This is a genomic window from Saccharopolyspora sp. NFXS83, assembly GCF_026241095.1.
Classification (GTDB): Bacteria; Actinomycetota; Actinomycetes; order Mycobacteriales; family Pseudonocardiaceae; genus Saccharopolyspora_C.
Genome location: NZ_JAPFGB010000008.1, coordinates 1 through 16,173, shown reverse-complemented (window position 1 = coordinate 16,173; position 16,173 = coordinate 1). Strand labels below are relative to the sequence as shown.

Sequence of the window (16,173 nt, the reverse complement as noted above, 5' to 3'; positions counted from 1 at the left end):
ATCCCGAAATGCGGACGGTGAGAAGCCTCATAGCGCGGTTCGCTCGGGCGGGTAGGGGATCGGTTTTTCGATTGATGACCGGACGCGGACCGTCACAGTACGATCACGGGCAGCGTTGATGCCCTACCCGAAAAAGATCTTGTAGAGTACCGACTTTAGTCGGTCAGGCCACCGTGGACGCCGGCACTCAGGAGGCAACGATGCACCAGCGGCCGGAACGGCTGCCTGATGGTGTGGACCTCGAAGAACCCGCCGCCGCCGGGCGTCGTGCGGCGCGGGTGGAGCCGGAGGTCGAGGGGGTATCGCGCCGCGTCCCGGGAGTCCCGGTTCGCGGCGCGCGGCATTCGACGGGCCCGGCGGGAATATGCCGAATGCGGGACGGTGCTTCCGGAATCCTCGCGAACCGCGCGATGACGTGGACGGTCGGTTCCGGCGGTGCCGGGTCATGACCGACGGCGACCGACCCGAGCGCGCGGACTTCGTCCGCCGCTGGACCCGCGAGATCATCCGCACCAGCTACGTCCCGATGGCCCGCGCCGACATCGAGTCCTTCCTGCGCGGCCACCTCGATGCGATCCTCGACGCGTTCGACGATGCCGACCGGCTCGCCGACGCCGCCGCCGAACTCGGCGAGCGCCTGGTGCGCATCCACTTCACCAGTCCCGCCGCCCTCGACCGGACGTTGTGGATGCTCGGGGCGGAACTGCCCGAGCTGCGGGCCGCCGAGACCGAGCACGAGGCTTCGGTCGTGGTGCTCGGCTCGGTCGCCGCCGGCTACGCCGGGCAGCTGCGCGAGCAGACCCTCGACGAGCAAGAGGTCATCAAGCGCGCCGTGCTGCAGGCCAGGGACGCCGCCGAGGAAGCGCTGCGCGCGAGCGAGGCGTCGTTCCGCGCGGTGTTCACCTCGTCCGCGCTGGGCATCGCCATCGTCACGCTCGACGGCACCATCGAAGAGGTCAACGCCCCGATGGAGGGCATCTTCGAGCCGGTGTGTCAGGACCTCGTGGGGCGCAGCGTCTTCGACCTCGCCGACGTGGACTGGGTCGACGACCTGGTGGAGAACGTCGAGGCGCTGTCGGTCGGCGAGGTCGACCGGTTCCAGTCCGAGACGCGGCTCAGCGGTGAGGACGGCGCGCACATCTGGACGCAGGTGTCGGCGTCCCTGGTGCGCGACTCGCAGGAGCGGCCCGACTACCAGGTGCTGCTCTACGAGGACATCACCGACCGGCACATGCTCCAGGAGCAGTTCCGCAGGCAGGCCACCCACGATCCGCTGACGGGCCTGGCGAACCGGACGCTGCTCAAGACCACCATGGACGAGGCGCTGGAACCCGCGTACCCGGGCCGCCGCGTCGGGTTGTGCTACTTCGACCTCGACGGGTTCAAGGCCATCAACGACAGCCTCGGCCACCCCGTCGGCGACGAGCTGCTGCGGGCGATGGCGCAGCGGCTCAACGCGCTGGCCACGATGGAATCCGGGCTGGCGGCGCGGATGGGCGGCGACGAGTTCGTGGTGCTCGTCCCCGACTCGCAGGGCGCGGCCAGGCTCGTCGAGATCGTCGAGCACATGCTCACCGAGGTCACCCGCCCCGTGTCGGTCCGAGGCCATCAGCTCACGGCGTCGGCCAGCGTCGGCGTCGTGGAGACCGCGGTGGCCGACACCGGGCCCGACGAGTTGCTGCAGGACGCCGACATCACGCTGTACCGGGCGAAGAGCGAGGGCCGGGCGCAGTGGGCGCTGTACGACCCGACGCACAACGCGGAGGCGAAGGAGCGGTTCCGGCTGTCCTCGGCGATGCCGAGCGCGCTGCGCGACCACGAGCTGTACGTGGAGTACGAGCCGGTGCTGTGGCTGGACAACGCCGCCCTCGTCGGAGTGCAGGCCCACCTGCGCTGGGACCACCCGGAGTTCGGTGAGCTGGACGCGGAGGACTTCCTCGGGCTGGCGGAGGAGACGGGCCTGATCACCCGGCTCGGGACCTGGATGCTGGAGCAGGTCTGCGCGCACGCGGTGCACTGGCAGGAGCGGTTCGGCGATCGCGCCCCGGTGGCCGCGGTCGGGCTCTCCGCGCGGCAGCTGCGCGACCCGGAACTGGTCGCCGACATGCGCCGCATCCTGAGCTCCACCGGGCTCCCCGCCGGCAAGCTGATCGTCGGAGTGCCGGAGAACGCGCTGTTCGACCAGCGCGGCGATCCGATCGACGCGCTGGAGATCTTCGCCGAGATGGGATTGACGCTGGCGGTGCACGACTTCGGCCACGCCCACCGGGAGGTGGCCCGGTTGCGCGGCCTGCCGCTGCGCGCGGTGCGGCTGACCGGCGACTACCTGGACAGCTTCGCCGACCCGGAGGGACCGGACCCGCTCGACGAGCACCTCGTGTCCAGCCTGGTCGGTTCCGCGGAGCTGCTGGGGCTGTTGGTCGTGGGCAACGGGGTGCGCACCATCGAGCAGGCCAAGCGGCTGCGGCACCTCGGCGTGGAGGGCGTGATCGGCCCGTGCGTGGGCGGTCTCGCCTCCGCGATGGAGATCGAAGCGATGATCGCCGACGGCGACCTCGGCTGAGGCGCCCCCTCGGACGCTCGGCCGGGCGGGTGGCGCGTGGACCCGTCCGTGCCGGGAAGGGGCGGAAATGGGGTGGCGGTCGGCCGATAGCATCGAGGGGGCAAGTGCAAGCCGCCTACATTCGCCGGTCGCCCCTCGGCGATCGTCCTTCGCGAGGAGAAATCGTGTCCGTTCAGCCGTCCGAAGCCCAGCAGGTCACCAGGGTGAAGGTTCCGGCGGGCACAACCGCTGCCGCCGCCGTCGCCGAGGCGGGCCTGCCCGCGCAGGGCGCGCAGGCGATCGTCGTGGTCCGCGACGAGGAGGGCGAGCTGCGCGACCTGGCGTGGGCGCCCGAATCCGATGTGGAGGTCGAGCCGGTCGCCGCCGACACCGAGGCCGGTCGCAGCGTCATCCGGCACTCCGCGGCGCACGTGCTGGCGCAGGCCGTGCAGCAGCAGTTCCCCGACGCGAAGCTCGGCATCGGCCCGCCCGTCAAGGACGGCTTCTACTACGACTTCGACGTGGACCGCCCGTTCACCCCGGAGGACCTGCAGGCGCTGGAGAAGCGCATGAAGCAGCTCATCAAGTCCGGGCAGAAGTTCGCCCGCCGGCGCTTGGACTCCATCGAGGCCGCTCGCGAGGAGCTGGCCGCCGAGCCGTACAAGCTGGAGCTGGTCGACCTCAAGTCCGGCAGCGAGGACGTCGACACCAGCGAGGTCATGGAGGTCGGCGCGGGCGAGCTCACCGTCTACGACAACATCGACCGCCACGGCGAGGTCGTGTGGGGCGACCTGTGCCGCGGTCCGCACGTGCCGCACACCAAGTTCATCCCCGCCTTCAAGCTCACCCGCGTCGCCGCCGCCTACTGGCGCGGGGACCAGAGCAACCAGCAGCTCCAGCGCGTCTACGGCACCGCGTGGGAGTCCAAGGAGGCGATGGCCGAGCACCTGGAGTGGCTGGCGGAGGCCGAGCGCCGCGACCACCGCAGGCTCGGCTCCGAGCTCGACCTGTTCTCGTTCCCCGAGGAGGTCGGTTCCGGGCTGCCGGTGTTCCACCCCAAGGGCGGCATCATCCGGCGCGAGCTGGAGGACTACTCGCGGCGCCGCCACGAGGCCGCCGACTACGAGTTCGTGAACACCCCGCACATCACCAAGAGCACGCTGTTCGAGACCTCCGGGCACCTGGACTGGTACAAGGACGGCATGTTCCCGGCGATGCACCTCGACGAGGAGCTCGACGAGAACGGGGCGGTGCGCAAGGCCGGCCAGGACTACTACCTGAAGCCGATGAACTGCCCGTTCCACAACCTGATCTTCCGCTCGCGGGGCCGGTCCTACCGGGAGCTGCCGCTGCGGATGTTCGAGTTCGGCTCGGTGTACCGCTACGAGAAGTCCGGTGTGGTGCACGGCCTGACCCGCGTGCGCGGCATGACGCAGGACGACGCGCACATCTACTGCATGCCGGAGCAGCTGCAGGACGAGCTGAAGTCGCTGCTGTCGTTCGTGCTGGACCTGCTGCGCGACTACGGGCTGGAGGACTTCTACCTGGAGCTGTCCACCCGCAACGAGGAGAAGTACGTCGGCGACGACGAGAGCTGGCGGGTGGCCACCGAGGCGCTGCGGGAAGCCGCCGAGTCCTCCGGCTTGGAACTGGTCCCGGACCCGGGCGGCGCGGCGTTCTACGGCCCGAAGATCTCGGTGCAGGCCAAGGACGCGCTGGGCCGCAGCTGGCAGATGTCGACCATCCAGGTCGACTACCACCTGCCGGATCGGTTCGACCTGGAGTACACCGGACCGGACGGCTCCAAGCAGCGCCCCATCAAGATCCACCGCGCGCTGTTCGGGTCCATCGAGCGGTTCTTCGGCGTGCTCACCGAGCACTACGCGGGCGCGTTCCCGGCTTGGCTCTCGCCGGTGCAGGCGGTGGGCATCCCGATCGCCGACGAGCACGCCGAGCACCTGCAGGGCGTGGTGAAGGCGTTGCGCGCCAAGGGGATCCGTGCCGAGGTGGACCACGGCGACGACCGGATGCAGAAGAAGATCCGCACCCACACCACGCAGAAGGTGCCGTTCCTGCTGCTGGCGGGAGGCAAGGACGTGGAGGCAGGCGCGGTGTCCTTCCGCTTCCGCGACGGCACCCAGATCAACGGGGTGCCGGTGGCGGACGCGGTGGCCGCACTGGGCCGCTGGGTCGAGCGCCGGGAGAACGCCTCGCCGACCGCGGAGATCTTCCAGGCGGAACTGGCGGGCGAGGCGGAGACGGCGTGACGGCCGGCGACAACCCCTTCGACGACAGCGGGGTCCAGTTCTCGGAGCAGCGCGGCATCGGCGTGCCGGACGCGCTGCAACGGTTGTGGACCCCGCACCGGATGGCCTACATCCAGGGCGAGAACAAGCCGGAGGGCGAGGCCAGCGAGGGCTGCCCGTTCTGCCGCCTGCTGGAGTCGGGACTGCCGGACGAGGACACGTTGATCGTGGCCCGCGACGAGCTGGTCTTCGCGATCCTCAACCTGTACCCGTACAACCCCGGCCACCTGATGGTGCTGCCGTACCGGCATGTCGCCGACTACACCGAGCTCACCGAGGCGGAGACCACGGCGGTCGCGGTGTTCACGAAGCGCGCGATGCGGGTGATCCGCGAGGTCTCGGCGCCGCACGGGTTCAACATCGGCCTCAACCAGGGCCCGGTGGCGGGCGCGGGCATCGCCGCGCACCTGCATCAGCACGTGGTGCCGCGCTGGGGCGGCGACGCGAACTTCATGCCGGTCATCGGCCACACGAAGGTCCTGCCACAGCTGCTCGGCGACACCCGCCGCCTGCTAGCGGAGGCCTGGCGGGACTGAGCCCGCGGGTGGCCCGCACGGGCAAGGCCGAGGACGCACCCCGCGTCCTCGGCCTTACTCGTGTTCGGGTGAGCCTCACTCGGCCCGGAGGTTCGCCTCGATCTCCAGGGTGATCTTCACCTTCTCGCCCAGCATGGCGCCGCCCTCGGGACCGACGCCGAAGTCGGTGCGGTTGAGCGTGGTGGACGCGGAGATGCCGACCAGCGTGCCGCCCTGGCCGTTGTCGCCGAAGCCGCCGATCTCGGCCGCCAGGGACACCGGCTTGGTCACGCCGTGCAGGGTGAACTCGCCATCGATGATGTAGTCGCTGCCGTCCGGGCGGATGCCGGTGGAGCGGAAGCCCGCCTTCGGGAAGTTCTCGACGTCGAGGAAGTCGCTGTTGCGCACGTGCGCGTCGCGGTCGCCGTTGCCGGTGTTGATCGTCGCGGGGTCGATGTTCGCGGTCACCGAGGAGTCCAGCGGGTTCTCGGCGGTGACGATCTCACCGCTGAAGCCGTCGAAGCGGCCACGGGAACGCCCGACGCCGAGGTGGCGCAGGGTGAACTCGATGTCGGAGTGCACGCTGTCGATGTCCCAGGTGCCGACGACGTAACCGGGGATCGTGGTAGCGGTGCTCATAGACGTTCTCCTGAAGCAGATGCGGAGGGGTTTCCGCTTCGGGTAACGGTGTTGAACCTTCAACCATTCCAGGGTGTGATCTGATTCACCGTCGTTGCCGCGGGTCGCCTGCCGTCCGGCCACCCCGGCGGTTCCGGATACTCTGCGACGGAACAGGCACGACGAACTCGGTGCGCAAGGCGGCTGGCAGAACAGGCGATGCTCAACATCTTCGCGCGGGCTTCGATCTCCCGCTGGACGCACCCGCTCGGCGCCGCGCTGGTCCGCGTCGGCCTCACCCCGAACATGGTGACGATCATCGGCACGGTCGCCAGCGTCGCCTCCGCGCTGTGGTTCTTCCCCCGTGGCGAGTTGTTCGTCGGCACCGTCGTGGTCACCGTGTTCCTGCTGTTCGACGTCCTCGACGGCGCGATGGCGCGGGCCGGCGGCAACGCCTCGGAGTTCGGCGGCGTGCTCGACGCGAGCTGCGACCGCATCGCCGACGGCGCCCTGTTCGGCTCCCTGCTGTGGTGGGCGCTGGTCGTCGCCGACGACCGGCCGCTCGGCCTCGGGCTGCTGATCTGCCTCGTGGGCGCGCAGGTCACCTCGTACGTGAAGGCGCGCGCCGAAGCCAACGGGCTCCACGCGGACGGCGGCCTGGCCGAGCGCGCCGAGCGCTTCGTGCTGATCCTCGTCGGCACCGGCCTGCACGGCCTCGGCGTGCCGTACGTGCTGGACGTCGCGGTGTGGGTGCTGGCGGCGCTGTCCGCGTTCACCGTCGTCCAACGCCTGCACGCCGCCTCGGTGTCCTCGGATCAGGCAGGCACCAACTCCACGTAACCGGACCACGTGAAGTGCCGCTCCACCGGCAACATGTCCTGCTCCAGCAGGTCGTCCGCCGCCTTCCCGTCGGGCTCGCCCCGCTCGTCGAGCGGCACCAGTGCGGCGAAGTACATCCCGAACCGGCATTCGTGCGCCCGCAGCTTGGCCAATCCCCACGCCGTCAGGCACTCCTCCCAGACCTGGAGCTCCTCGTCTCCGGGGAGTTCGGCGAGGCAGACCAGCTCCTCGTACGCGCCGACCGAGTCGGGCTGGCGAATCTCGTAGAGCGCAATGCCGCAGCGCATGGGGTACCTCCTGGTGATCGGGTTGCCGGGGCGGATCAGTACTGTGAGCGATTAACTGAATACGGAAGGTATTTGTAGGATCTACTTGGTAGCGCCTGCGATCAATCCCACCTTCGGGTCTGTCCGTCGGAAGTCACTTGTCCGAGTGGCCACCCGGCCGAGCTGAGAGGGGCCGCCATGGCCGACTTCGACTCCACCGAGCCGCCGACGATCAGCCCGACCGTCGGCCGGCGCTGGCTCGCGCAGGAGCTCCGCCGACTCCGCGAAGCGGCCGGGCTCAAGCAGGCCGACGTGGCCCGCCGCCTGCGGTGCAATCCGGCGAAGGTCGGTCACATGGAAACGATGCGCAACGCCATCAGCGGCCCCGACTTGGAAGTCGTCCTCCCGTTCCTCGGCGTGCCCGCGGAGCGGGTCGGCTGGTACCTGCAACTCGCCGACGTGGCAAAGGAGAAGGGCTGGTGGGACGGGAACCAGGCCATCCCGGAGTGGTTCTCGCTCTACATCGGACTCGAATGGGGAGCAAGCGAGATCCGCGAGTGGGACCTCGGCTTCATCCCGGGCATCCTGCAAACCCGTGCTTACGCTGAAGGCTTGCTTCGATCGGGCGATCGCGCAGGTGCCGTCGGGCTGACGGATCAAGTTGATGCGCGGCTGCAACGACAAGGGGCGCTCGGTCGGGGGTCGGGCGCGCTATCGCTGCACGCGATCGTCGATGAATCCGTTCTTCACCGTGCGGTGGGGGACGGCGACGTGATGCGTGACCAACTCCGCCACTTGGTCGCGAGCGCCGAACATCGGCAGGCGGTGTTGCAGGTGATGCCGTTGAGCGCAGGACCACACCGAGGCCAACTCGGTTCGTTCAGCTGGTTGGGTTTTCCTCGCGTCGACGATGTCGGAGTCGTCTACGTCGAGAACCAGCGGGGCGGGTTGTTCCTGGAGGACCCCGACGAGATCGAAAGCTTCCAGAACGATTTCGAATGCTTGCGCGAGAAGGCGCTAGCACCGGACGATTCGAAGGCATTGCTGGTCGAACTGGCAGGAGATGCCGCATGAGGTGTGGGCACCACGTTCGCAGCGCTACAGCCCTGGTCGGCGTGACTTGGCGCAAGAGCAGCCATAGCGGTCCCAACGGTGGACAGTGCGTCGAGGTCGCCCCAGGGCTGGGCGTTGTCGGCGTTCGTGACTCCAAGAACCCCGCAGGCCCGGCGCTGCTCTTCGACAGTGCCGTCTGGTCGGCGTTCGTTCGCTCGCTCTGACCGGAGCGGGCGGAAAGGCGCGGATCGCGCTGGATAGGCTGGTCGCGGTAGGTGTGCGGTCGCGAGGAGGGTGATCCAGTGGGTTCGACGGGCTACGACGTTCGCATCCGGGCGTGGGCCGGCGGGCAGTTCGACTGGTTCCCGCTCGCTTCGGCGGTCCCCGCCGAAACCGTGGAGATCTTCCGCAAGACCGCGCTGTGGGACGTCGACAGCACCGAATCCGAGGCCGCCGCCGACGCGGTCCCGCCGGTCACCTTCCCGGTCACCGAAGCCGACGAGTACGCGGTGTGGATGCGCTACCCGTCCTCCGGGGGCAAGGTCCCGTGGGGCCTGATCGCCGACCACCTCACCCCGGACCAGGCCCGCGCCTACACCCGCAACCCGCAGACCCAGCTCAACGTCCAGCCGGCAGCCCCGCCCCTGCCCGTCGCTGCCGAACCCGAGACCGAACCCGAGCAGGACACCGCCGAAGACTGAGCCGCGTGGCCCGAGCTCAGAGGTCCGCCCGCCATTCGACGCAGCCCGGTAGCCGGTGAGTCGCGGCGAATTCGCGCAGGACTTCGAACGCGTTCTCGATCGGAATCTCCCCGCCCGGCGAGATCGGGTAGTGATCGCCGGTCGGACCAGTGAAGTAGTCCACCGGTGCGGAATTGGTCCCGTGCGCGGGCTGCAGCAGTTCGGTTGCGCTGTACCACTGCACCGCACCGGCGGTTCCGCGAATGCCGACGACCAGGCCTTCGTGCGCGTCCGGGCCGAACTGGACGAACCAAGCAAGACCGGCGTCGGGGTTCTCGCGCCTGCGATCGGCATCCCGGATCTGCGCGATCAGCTCAGTCGCGTCGTCCAGCTCAAGATCGAGCAGTTCCCGCTGGTGGATCATCGACTCGTTCATCGAGAGGCTCATGCCCGTCCTCGGTAAGTGTGTGTGAAAGGTCGTCCTGCCTGAGTCGTCCCGTGCACGTACCGGTGACCGGCGAGGTGCTGAGGCCGCCTCCGATGCTCGTGGTCCTCCTGTCGGAGCGGGCGTCCCGCCCGCCATCGCCGCCCGGCCCGCGAGGATGCGGGTTTCGAGCCGGACGAGCACCTGGTGGAGCAGCACGACGTCCTCGGCCGCGCGGGTGGCGGAGGCGAGCGCGTGCTAGGCCTCGGGGTCCCGGGAGCCGAGCAGCACGCCGAGTCCACCCGGAGCTCCTGCCTCCTCCAGCGCCACCAACGCGCGGGCCAGCGCGGACTTGGCGTCGCCGATCCGGTGCAGGCAGCGGTCGATGCCGTGCAGCACCTCTTCGAGCGCGGACATCGGCACCTCGGCGGACTGGAACGACGGGTCCGGTCAGGGTGATCGAGATACCGGCCCGGCCGCGTCCGATTCGGTTCGCATCACCCGGTCAGGTGGACATCGGGTCGTAGCGTTCGAAGTGGCGGGTGAAGGTGGCGCTGCCGGAGCTGAGCGAGCGGATGTTGATCGAGTAGCGGACCAGTTCGCTGGAGGGGACGTGCGCGCGGACCACGGTCCAGCCCGCCTCGTCCGGTTCGGTGCCGACGACCTTGCCGCGTCGGCTGGACAGATCGCCCAGGACCACGCCCAGGTGCTCGTCCGGGATGAACACCGCCACCGCGTCCATCGGCTCCAACGTCACCAGCCCGGCCTGCTCGGCGGCGGCGCGCAGCGCGAGCGCCCCGGCGGTCTGGAACGCGGCGTCCGACGAGTCCACGCTGTGCGCCTTCCCGTCGACCAGCGTGACCTTCAGGTCCACCAGCGGGATGCCGTCCTCCAGGCCGCGTTCCACCTGCGCCCGGACTCCCTTCTCGACGCTCGTGATGAACTGCTTCGGGATGGCGCCGCCCACCACGCGGTCCGCGAACTCGACGCCGGTGCCGCGCGGCGCGGGCTCCACCTCGATGTCGCACACCGCGTACTGGCCGTGGCCGCCGGACTGCTTCACGTGCTTGCCGTGGCCCTTCGCGGCCTGCCCGAACGTCTGGCGCAGCGCCACCCGCACCGGCTCGGTGTCGACCTCCGCGCCGCCCTCGCGCAGGCGTTGCAGCACGACGTCGGCGTGCGCCTCGCCCATGCACCACAGCACCAGCTGGTGCGTTTCGGAATCCTTCTCCATGCGCAGGCTCGGATCGGCGGCGATGAGCCGGTTCAGGTTGCGCGCCAACCCCTCCTCGTCGCTGCGGTTGTGCGCGATGACGGCGATCGGCAGCAGCGGCTCCGGCATCGGCCACGGTGACAGCAGCAGCGGAGCCGCCGGATCGGACAACGTGTCGCCCGTTTCGGCCGAGCCGAGCTTCGTCAGCGCGCACAGATCGCCCGCCACGCACCGCGACACCTCCCGCAGGCCCGAGCCCAACGGGGAGTACAGGTGCGCGACCCGCTCGTCCTCGTCGTGGTCCGGATGCCCGCGCTCGGCCATGCCGTGCCCGGACACGTGCACCGCCCGCTCCGGTAGCAACGTGCCGGAGAAGACCCTGGCCAGCGAAACCCGGCCCACGTAGGAGTCGACGGAGGTGTGCACGACCTCGGCGGCCAGCGGGCCCGCCGGGTCCGGGCCCAGCCTGCGCGGATCCCGGCCGCGCGGGTCGGTGAACTCCGGAACCGGATGTTCCAGCGGCGACGGGAAACCGCGGATCAAGCCGTCGAGGAGTTCCGGCAAGCCCAGTTCGGTGGCGGCGCACACCGGCAGCACCGGGTGCAGGCCGCCGCGGGAGACCGCGGTCTCCAGGTCGCGGATCAGCACCGCCTCCTCGATGTGCTCGCCTTCGACGTAGCGGTCCATCAAGGACTCGTCCTCGCTCTCGGCGATGATCGCCTCGATGAGCTCGGCGCGCTCCCGCTCGCACTGGCGGGGTGAGCCCGTGCCCGAAGTGGTGCCCGTGAGCACTCCGACCAGGCCGGTGGCGGTGCCGTCCGCCCCGCGCAGCGGCAGGTGCAGCGGCAGCACACCGGCCCCGAACGCTTCCCGGCAGGACTCCAGCGCGGCGTCCGGATCAGCCCGGTGCTGGTCCAGCCGGGACAGCACCACGGCGCGCGGCATCTCGACCTGGGCGCACTCGTGCCAGAGGGCGCGGGTGGCCGCGTCCACGCCTTCGGCGGCGGCCACCACGAACAGCGCCGCGTCGGCCGCGCGCAGACCGGCGCGCAGCTCACCGACGAAATCGGCGTAGCCGGGCGTGTCGATGAGGTTGATCTTGTGGTCGTCGTGCCGCATCGGGGCCACCGAGAGCGCGACCGAACGCTGCTGCTCGATGGCGGCGCTGTCGTGGTCGCACACCGTGGTGCCCTCCACGACCGAACCGTTGCGCGGGATGGTGCCGGTCGCGGTCAGCAGCGCCTCCACCAACGTGGTCTTGCCCGCGGCCGACGGGCCGACCAGGACGACGTTGCGGATCGTCGCCGGATCGGTGGGAGCGGGCGCGGCCTGCACTCCCGGAACGCTCTGCTTGCTGCCCATCGCTGCCCCCTCGGACGGTGTCGTGTGTCACCGATCACACACCCGAGTGACGGCGTGTGCAATGCCGTTCACCACCGACGATGTTCGGCGGAACGCGAAGTGGACTACTGGGAAACCGGATGAGTGGACCGTGGAAGTGGTCCAGTTCGCGCCTACCGTCGACGGTGCGCGCGGCGCTACCGCCGCCGCACCGGACCCGAGGGAAGGCAGACGTTGACCGACACCGCAGCCACCGCGCAGGCCACCGGCACCGACGGAGTGAAACGGGGCATGGCCGAGATGCTCAAAGGCGGGGTGATCATGGACGTCGTGACCCCGGAGCAGGCGAAGATCGCCGAAGCCGCCGGGGCGGTCGCCGTGATGGCCCTCGAACGGGTGCCCGCCGACATCCGCGTCCAGGGCGGCGTCGCCCGCATGTCCGACCCGGACATGATCGACGGCATCGTCGACGCGGTCTCCATCCCCGTGATGGCCAAGGCGCGCATCGGGCACTTCGTCGAAGCCCAGGTGCTGCAATCGCTCGGCGTCGACTACATCGACGAATCCGAGGTGCTCACCCCCGCCGACGAGGCGCTGCACATCGACAAGTGGGCGTTCACCGCGCCGTTCGTCTGCGGCGCCACCAACCTCGGCGAGGCGCTGCGCCGCATCGCCGAAGGCGCCGCGATGATCCGCTCCAAGGGGGAGGCGGGCACCGGCAACGTCGTCGAGGCGACCCGGCACATGCGCGCCATCCGCGCCGAGATCCGGCGGCTCAGCGGGCTCGACGGCGAGGAGCTGTACGCGGCGGCCAAGGAGCTCCGCGCCCCGGTCTCGCTGGTCCAGGAGGTCGCGGCGGCGGGGAAGCTGCCGGTCGTGCTGTTCACCGCGGGAGGCCTGGCCACCCCGGCGGACGCGGCGATGATGCGCCAGCTCGGCGCCGAGGGCGTGTTCGTCGGCTCCGGCATCTTCAAGTCCGGCGACCCCGCCAAGCGCGCCGAGGCGATCGTGAAGGCCACCACCTTCTACGACGACCCGGACGTCATCGCGAAGGTCTCCCGCGGTCTGGGCGAGGCCATGGTCGGCCTCAACGTCGAATCGCTCCCGGCGGACCAGCGCTACGCCCAGCGCGGCTGGTGAGGTGGTCCGATCACGGGTTCGCTCGGCGAGCGGTCACACGTGCTCCATGAGCAGGACCGCCGTCGTACCGGGTTCGAGGGCCTCGTAGGTGTGCGGGACGTCGCCCGCGAAGGAGGCGTAGTCGCCGGGCGCTAGCTCGACCTGCGCCTCCTCCGGGCCGGCTCGGAGTCGGCCCGCGGTGATCAGCAGGTGCTCCACGGTGCCCGGCAGGTGCCCTTCGGCGCGGCGGGCGTTGCCGGGCTGCGCCTCGATCAGGTGCAGGTCGCGGCGGGCTCCGCTGGGGCACGCCGAGATCATCGCGGCGGCGAAGGGGGAGTGCTCGGAGCGGATCAGCATCGTCTCGCCGGCGCGCACGACGCGGATCTGCGGAGCGCGCTCCTCGACGAGCCTGCTGAACGGCACGCCCAGTGCCACTCCGAGCGCCCACAGCGTCTCCACGCTGGGGTTGCCGGAGCCCGATTCGAGTTGGGAGAGCGTGGATTTCGCCACGCCGGCGCGTTTGGCCAGTTCGGACAGCGTCAGTCCGACGCGGGTGCGCTCGCGGCGCAGCGCGGCGGAGATGATCTCCAGCGGTGAGGTCATGACTGCCGTTCGTCATATCGGTCGCAGCGTTCGATTTGACGAACGCTCGGGCTGGTGTTCAGTATATCGGACCATGAGGTCGTTATGGCGAACGATGCGTTCGTTGTGGAAGGACAAGCTGATCAGGGACCTGGCGGCGCTGATCCCGGCGCTCGCCGTGGTCGCCATCTCGCTGGGCGCCATCGCGGTGACCAAGGGAGTGCCGGTCTGGCTGATCACGTTCACCGCCGCCGTGGTGTTCGCGGGCGGGTCCGAGTTCATGCTCGTCGGCCTGCTCACCGGCGGCGCGGCACCGGCGACCGCGGTGGTGGGCGGCCTGCTGCTCAACTCCCGGCACTTCCCGTACGGGCTGGCCGTGGGCGACCTGCTCGGCTCCGGATGGCGACGGCTGCTGGGCAGCCACCTGATGGTCGACGAAGCCGTCGCGTTCGCCCTCGCCGAGACCGCTCCCGACCGGCGGCGCCGCGCCTACTGGATCACCGGAGCCGCGCTGTACGTCACCTGGGTGCCGTCGGTGCTGCTCGGGGGCCTGCTGGGGAAGGTGGTCGGCGACCCGAACGCGCTCGGCCTGGACGCGGCGCTGCCCGCCGCGATCCTCGCGCTGCTCGTGCCCGCGCTGCGGGACGCGCCGACGCTGCGCGCGGTGCTGGCCGGGGCGGTGCTCGCGCTCGTGACCACGCCCGTGCTGCCCGACGGGATGCCGGTGATGGTCGCGCTGCTCGGCGTGGCCCTCGCGCTGCCCGTGCGGCGCTCGCCGGAGCAGGAGGTCGCGTCGTGAACCCGGCCGTCGTGCTGGTGCTGGCGGCCGGGACCTACGCACTGCGGCTGGCCGGCCCGCTGCTGCGCAGGCGGATCACGATCTCGCAGCGCTGGGAGCGGCTGCTGGGCATCGCCGCGACCGTGCTGCTGGCCGCGTTCGTCGCCACCGGCGCCGCGGTGGAAGCGGGCGGATTCGCCGGCGTCGCCAGGGTCGGCGGCGTCGTGATCGCAGGCGTGCTCGCGTTCCGCGGGGCGCCGTTCGTACTGGTGGTGCTGGTCGCCGCCGCCGTCACGGCGGCGCTTCGGCTGGCCGGAGTGGGATGAACGGAGCAGCAGTGCACGACAATCGAGGGGTGTCCACCGCAGCACCCGTGATCGGCGTCCTCGCGTTGCAAGGGGGCGTCGCCGAGCACCTCGCCGCGCTCGACCGCAGCGGCGCGGTCGCCAAACCGGTGCGCAGGCCCGAGGAGCTCGCGGGCCTGCACGGCGTGGTGCTGCCGGGCGGGGAGTCGACGACCATGAGCCGGTTGCTGCACTCCTTCGAGCTGTTCGAGCCGCTGCGGGAACGCCTCGCGGCCGGCCTGCCCGCCTACGGCTCGTGCGCGGGCATGGTGCTGCTCGCCGACGACGTGCCCGGCGGTGCGGAAGCGGGCGTGACCCCGCTCGGCGCGTTGGACATGACCGTGCGGCGCAACGCCTTCGGCAGGCAGGTCGACTCGTTCGAGGCCGACCTCGACTTCACCGGCGTGGCAGGGCCCGTGCACGCGGTGTTCATCCGCGCCCCCTGGGTGGAGCGGATCGGCCCGGGAGTCCAGGTCCTCGCCGAGGTCACCCCGCGCGGATCAGGCGACGAGCCCGCCGCCGGTAGGATCGTCGCGGTTCAGCAGGGGCGCGTGCTCGCCACCAGCTTCCACCCGGAGCTGGTCCGCGGCGACGAGCGCGTGCACCGGCATTTCGTGCACACCGTTCGCGCAGGCTGAAGGCCTCGGTCTCGTCTGGCGCGGCGTGGAAAGACGGAGGAAAGATGAGCGGCCACTCCAAGTGGGCGACCACCAAGCACAAGAAGGCCGCCGTCGACGCCAAGCGCGGCAAGCTCTTCGCGAAGCTGATCAAGAACGTGGAGGTCGCGGCGCGCACCGGCGGGGGAGACCCGGACGGCAACCCGACGCTCTACGACGCCATGCAGAAGGCGCGCAAGAACTCGGTGCCGGTCGACAACATCGAGCGGGCCCGCAAGCGCGGCGGCGGTGAAGAGGCGGGCGGCGCCGACTGGCAGACCCTGATGTACGAGGGTTACGGACCGAACGGCGTCGCCGTGCTGGTCGAGTGCCTGACCGACAACAAGAACCGCGCGGCAGGCGAAGTCCGCACCGCGATGACCCGCAACGGCGGATCGATGGCCGACGCCGGTTCGGTGTCCTACATGTTCTCCCGGCGCGGCGTGCTGATCGTGCCGAAGAACGGCCTGACCGAGGACGACGTGCTCGGCGCGGTGCTGGAAGCCGGTGCCGAAGAGGTCAACGACCTCGGCGAGAGCTTCGAGGTGCTGTGCGAGCCGACCGACCTGGTCGAGGTGCGCAAAGCGGTGCAGGCGGCCGAGATCGAGTACGACTCCTCGGAGCTCAGCTTCCTGGCCTCGGTCAACGTCCCGCTCGACGTCGAGGGCGCGCGCAAGGTCTTCAAGCTGATCGACGCGCTGGAGGACTGCGACGACGTGCAGAACGTCTACGCGAACTTCGACGCCTCGGACGAGGTCATGGCGGAACTCGACGCTTGAGTCTTTGCTCCGGCGGTCGTTCTGCTGGGGTGGTCGGGTGGCGGAACCTCAGCCGGTCTCTCGCTGCGGGATCTTTTTCCCGAGTGGCTCCGCCACGAGGGAAAAAGCCGTCCTCGC

The 16,173-nt window shown here is 70.3% G+C and carries 18 protein-coding genes; 12 read left to right on the top strand and 6 right to left on the bottom strand.

Features of this window, described 5'->3' with window-relative positions:
* Nucleotides 1-445: 445 nt before the first annotated feature.
* The 3 genes from OOZ19_RS11000 (at nucleotide 446) to OOZ19_RS10990 (ending at nucleotide 5,384) form a co-directional block, all read left to right on the top strand.
* On the top strand, nucleotides 446-2,563 hold the full coding sequence (locus tag OOZ19_RS11000) for a putative bifunctional diguanylate cyclase/phosphodiesterase (protein ID WP_266089972.1): 2,118 nt from the start codon (nucleotides 446-448) through the stop codon (nucleotides 2,561-2,563).
* A gap of 203 nt (nucleotides 2,564-2,766) precedes the next feature.
* Nucleotides 2,767-4,809, top strand: a complete 2,043-nt coding sequence (thrS, locus tag OOZ19_RS10995) for a threonine--tRNA ligase (protein ID WP_266090203.1) — start codon at nucleotides 2,767-2,769, stop codon at nucleotides 4,807-4,809.
* Between the two features lie 101 nt (nucleotides 4,810-4,910).
* Nucleotides 4,911-5,384, top strand: coding sequence for an HIT family protein (locus OOZ19_RS10990; RefSeq protein ID WP_184484972.1), 474 nt, complete (start codon nucleotides 4,911-4,913; stop codon nucleotides 5,382-5,384).
* 75 nt (nucleotides 5,385-5,459) lie between these two features.
* On the opposite strand, the gene OOZ19_RS10985 is transcribed toward OOZ19_RS10990, so the two are convergent.
* Nucleotides 5,460-6,002, bottom strand: coding sequence for a YceI family protein (locus OOZ19_RS10985; protein ID WP_266089971.1), 543 nt, complete (start codon nucleotides 6,000-6,002; stop codon nucleotides 5,460-5,462).
* Between the two features lie 198 nt (nucleotides 6,003-6,200).
* Between OOZ19_RS10985 and pgsA the strand changes: the two genes are divergently transcribed.
* Nucleotides 6,201-6,821 (top strand): phosphatidylinositol phosphate synthase, encoded by a 621-nt coding sequence (gene pgsA / locus OOZ19_RS10980; protein ID WP_266089970.1) that lies wholly within the window; start codon nucleotides 6,201-6,203, stop codon nucleotides 6,819-6,821.
* Here pgsA and OOZ19_RS10975 read toward each other — a convergent pair.
* Complete coding sequence (locus tag OOZ19_RS10975) at nucleotides 6,797-7,108, bottom strand: hypothetical protein (RefSeq protein ID WP_266089969.1); 312 nt, start codon at nucleotides 7,106-7,108, stop codon at nucleotides 6,797-6,799. The two genes, pgsA and OOZ19_RS10975, sit on opposite strands and share 25 nt — an antisense overlap.
* 177 nt (nucleotides 7,109-7,285) lie before the next feature.
* On the opposite strand from OOZ19_RS10975, the gene OOZ19_RS10970 reads away from it, so the two are divergent.
* The 3 genes from OOZ19_RS10970 to OOZ19_RS10960 all read left to right on the top strand — a co-directional run bounded on the left by OOZ19_RS10970 (nucleotide 7,286) and on the right by OOZ19_RS10960 (nucleotide 8,841).
* Nucleotides 7,286-8,161 carry a helix-turn-helix domain-containing protein gene (locus tag OOZ19_RS10970; RefSeq protein ID WP_266089968.1) on the top strand — a complete coding sequence of 292 codons (876 nt, stop codon included), beginning with the start codon at nucleotides 7,286-7,288 and terminating at the stop codon, nucleotides 8,159-8,161.
* Nucleotides 8,086-8,364, top strand: a complete 279-nt coding sequence (locus OOZ19_RS30015) for a DUF397 domain-containing protein (RefSeq protein WP_323055116.1) — start codon at nucleotides 8,086-8,088, stop codon at nucleotides 8,362-8,364. Before OOZ19_RS10970 ends, OOZ19_RS30015 begins: the two co-directional genes overlap by 76 nt.
* Before the next feature lie 78 nt (nucleotides 8,365-8,442).
* Complete coding sequence (locus OOZ19_RS10960) at nucleotides 8,443-8,841, top strand: hypothetical protein (protein ID WP_266089967.1); 399 nt, start codon at nucleotides 8,443-8,445, stop codon at nucleotides 8,839-8,841.
* 16 nt (nucleotides 8,842-8,857) lie between these two features.
* Here the strand turns inward: OOZ19_RS10960 and OOZ19_RS10955 are convergent, their stop codons facing one another.
* From OOZ19_RS10955 to OOZ19_RS10945, 3 genes are all read right to left on the bottom strand, one after another.
* A complete protein-coding gene (locus OOZ19_RS10955; protein ID WP_266089966.1) occupies nucleotides 8,858-9,268 on the bottom strand; it encodes an Imm1 family immunity protein in 411 nt (136 codons plus the stop codon).
* Nucleotides 9,269-9,502: 234 nt separating this feature from the next.
* Nucleotides 9,503-9,661, bottom strand: a complete 159-nt coding sequence (locus OOZ19_RS10950) for a hypothetical protein (RefSeq protein WP_266089965.1) — start codon at nucleotides 9,659-9,661, stop codon at nucleotides 9,503-9,505.
* 88 nt (nucleotides 9,662-9,749) lie between these two features.
* Nucleotides 9,750-11,819: an elongation factor G-like protein EF-G2 gene (locus OOZ19_RS10945; RefSeq protein WP_266089964.1), complete on the bottom strand. Its 2,070-nt coding sequence runs from the start codon at nucleotides 11,817-11,819 to the stop codon at nucleotides 9,750-9,752.
* A gap of 213 nt (nucleotides 11,820-12,032) precedes the next feature.
* Between OOZ19_RS10945 and pdxS the strand changes: the two genes are divergently transcribed.
* On the top strand, nucleotides 12,033-12,938 hold the full coding sequence (gene pdxS / locus OOZ19_RS10940; RefSeq protein ID WP_266089963.1) for a pyridoxal 5'-phosphate synthase lyase subunit PdxS: 906 nt from the start codon (nucleotides 12,033-12,035) through the stop codon (nucleotides 12,936-12,938).
* Between the two features lie 33 nt (nucleotides 12,939-12,971).
* Here the strand turns inward: pdxS and OOZ19_RS10935 are convergent, their stop codons facing one another.
* Nucleotides 12,972-13,520, bottom strand: coding sequence for a helix-turn-helix domain-containing protein (locus OOZ19_RS10935; protein ID WP_266089962.1), 549 nt, complete (start codon nucleotides 13,518-13,520; stop codon nucleotides 12,972-12,974).
* 94 nt (nucleotides 13,521-13,614) lie between these two features.
* On the opposite strand from OOZ19_RS10935, the gene OOZ19_RS10930 reads away from it, so the two are divergent.
* Genes OOZ19_RS10930 through OOZ19_RS10915 form a run of 4 tightly spaced genes read left to right on the top strand, consistent with a single transcriptional unit; the run spans nucleotide 13,615 to nucleotide 16,056 of the window.
* Nucleotides 13,615-14,298 (top strand): AzlC family ABC transporter permease, encoded by a 684-nt coding sequence (locus OOZ19_RS10930; protein ID WP_266089961.1) that lies wholly within the window; start codon nucleotides 13,615-13,617, stop codon nucleotides 14,296-14,298.
* Nucleotides 14,295-14,603 carry an AzlD domain-containing protein gene (locus OOZ19_RS10925; protein WP_266089960.1) on the top strand — a complete coding sequence of 103 codons (309 nt, stop codon included), beginning with the start codon at nucleotides 14,295-14,297 and terminating at the stop codon, nucleotides 14,601-14,603. The genes OOZ19_RS10930 and OOZ19_RS10925 overlap by 4 nt, the downstream gene beginning before the upstream one ends.
* Nucleotides 14,600-15,259 carry a pyridoxal 5'-phosphate synthase glutaminase subunit PdxT gene (gene pdxT / locus OOZ19_RS10920; RefSeq protein ID WP_266089959.1) on the top strand — a complete coding sequence of 220 codons (660 nt, stop codon included), beginning with the start codon at nucleotides 14,600-14,602 and terminating at the stop codon, nucleotides 15,257-15,259. The genes OOZ19_RS10925 and pdxT overlap by 4 nt, the downstream gene beginning before the upstream one ends.
* A 44-nt stretch (nucleotides 15,260-15,303) precedes the next feature.
* A complete protein-coding gene (locus OOZ19_RS10915) occupies nucleotides 15,304-16,056 on the top strand; it encodes a YebC/PmpR family DNA-binding transcriptional regulator (protein WP_184478103.1) in 753 nt (250 codons plus the stop codon).
* Nucleotides 16,057-16,173 lie beyond the last annotated feature (117 nt).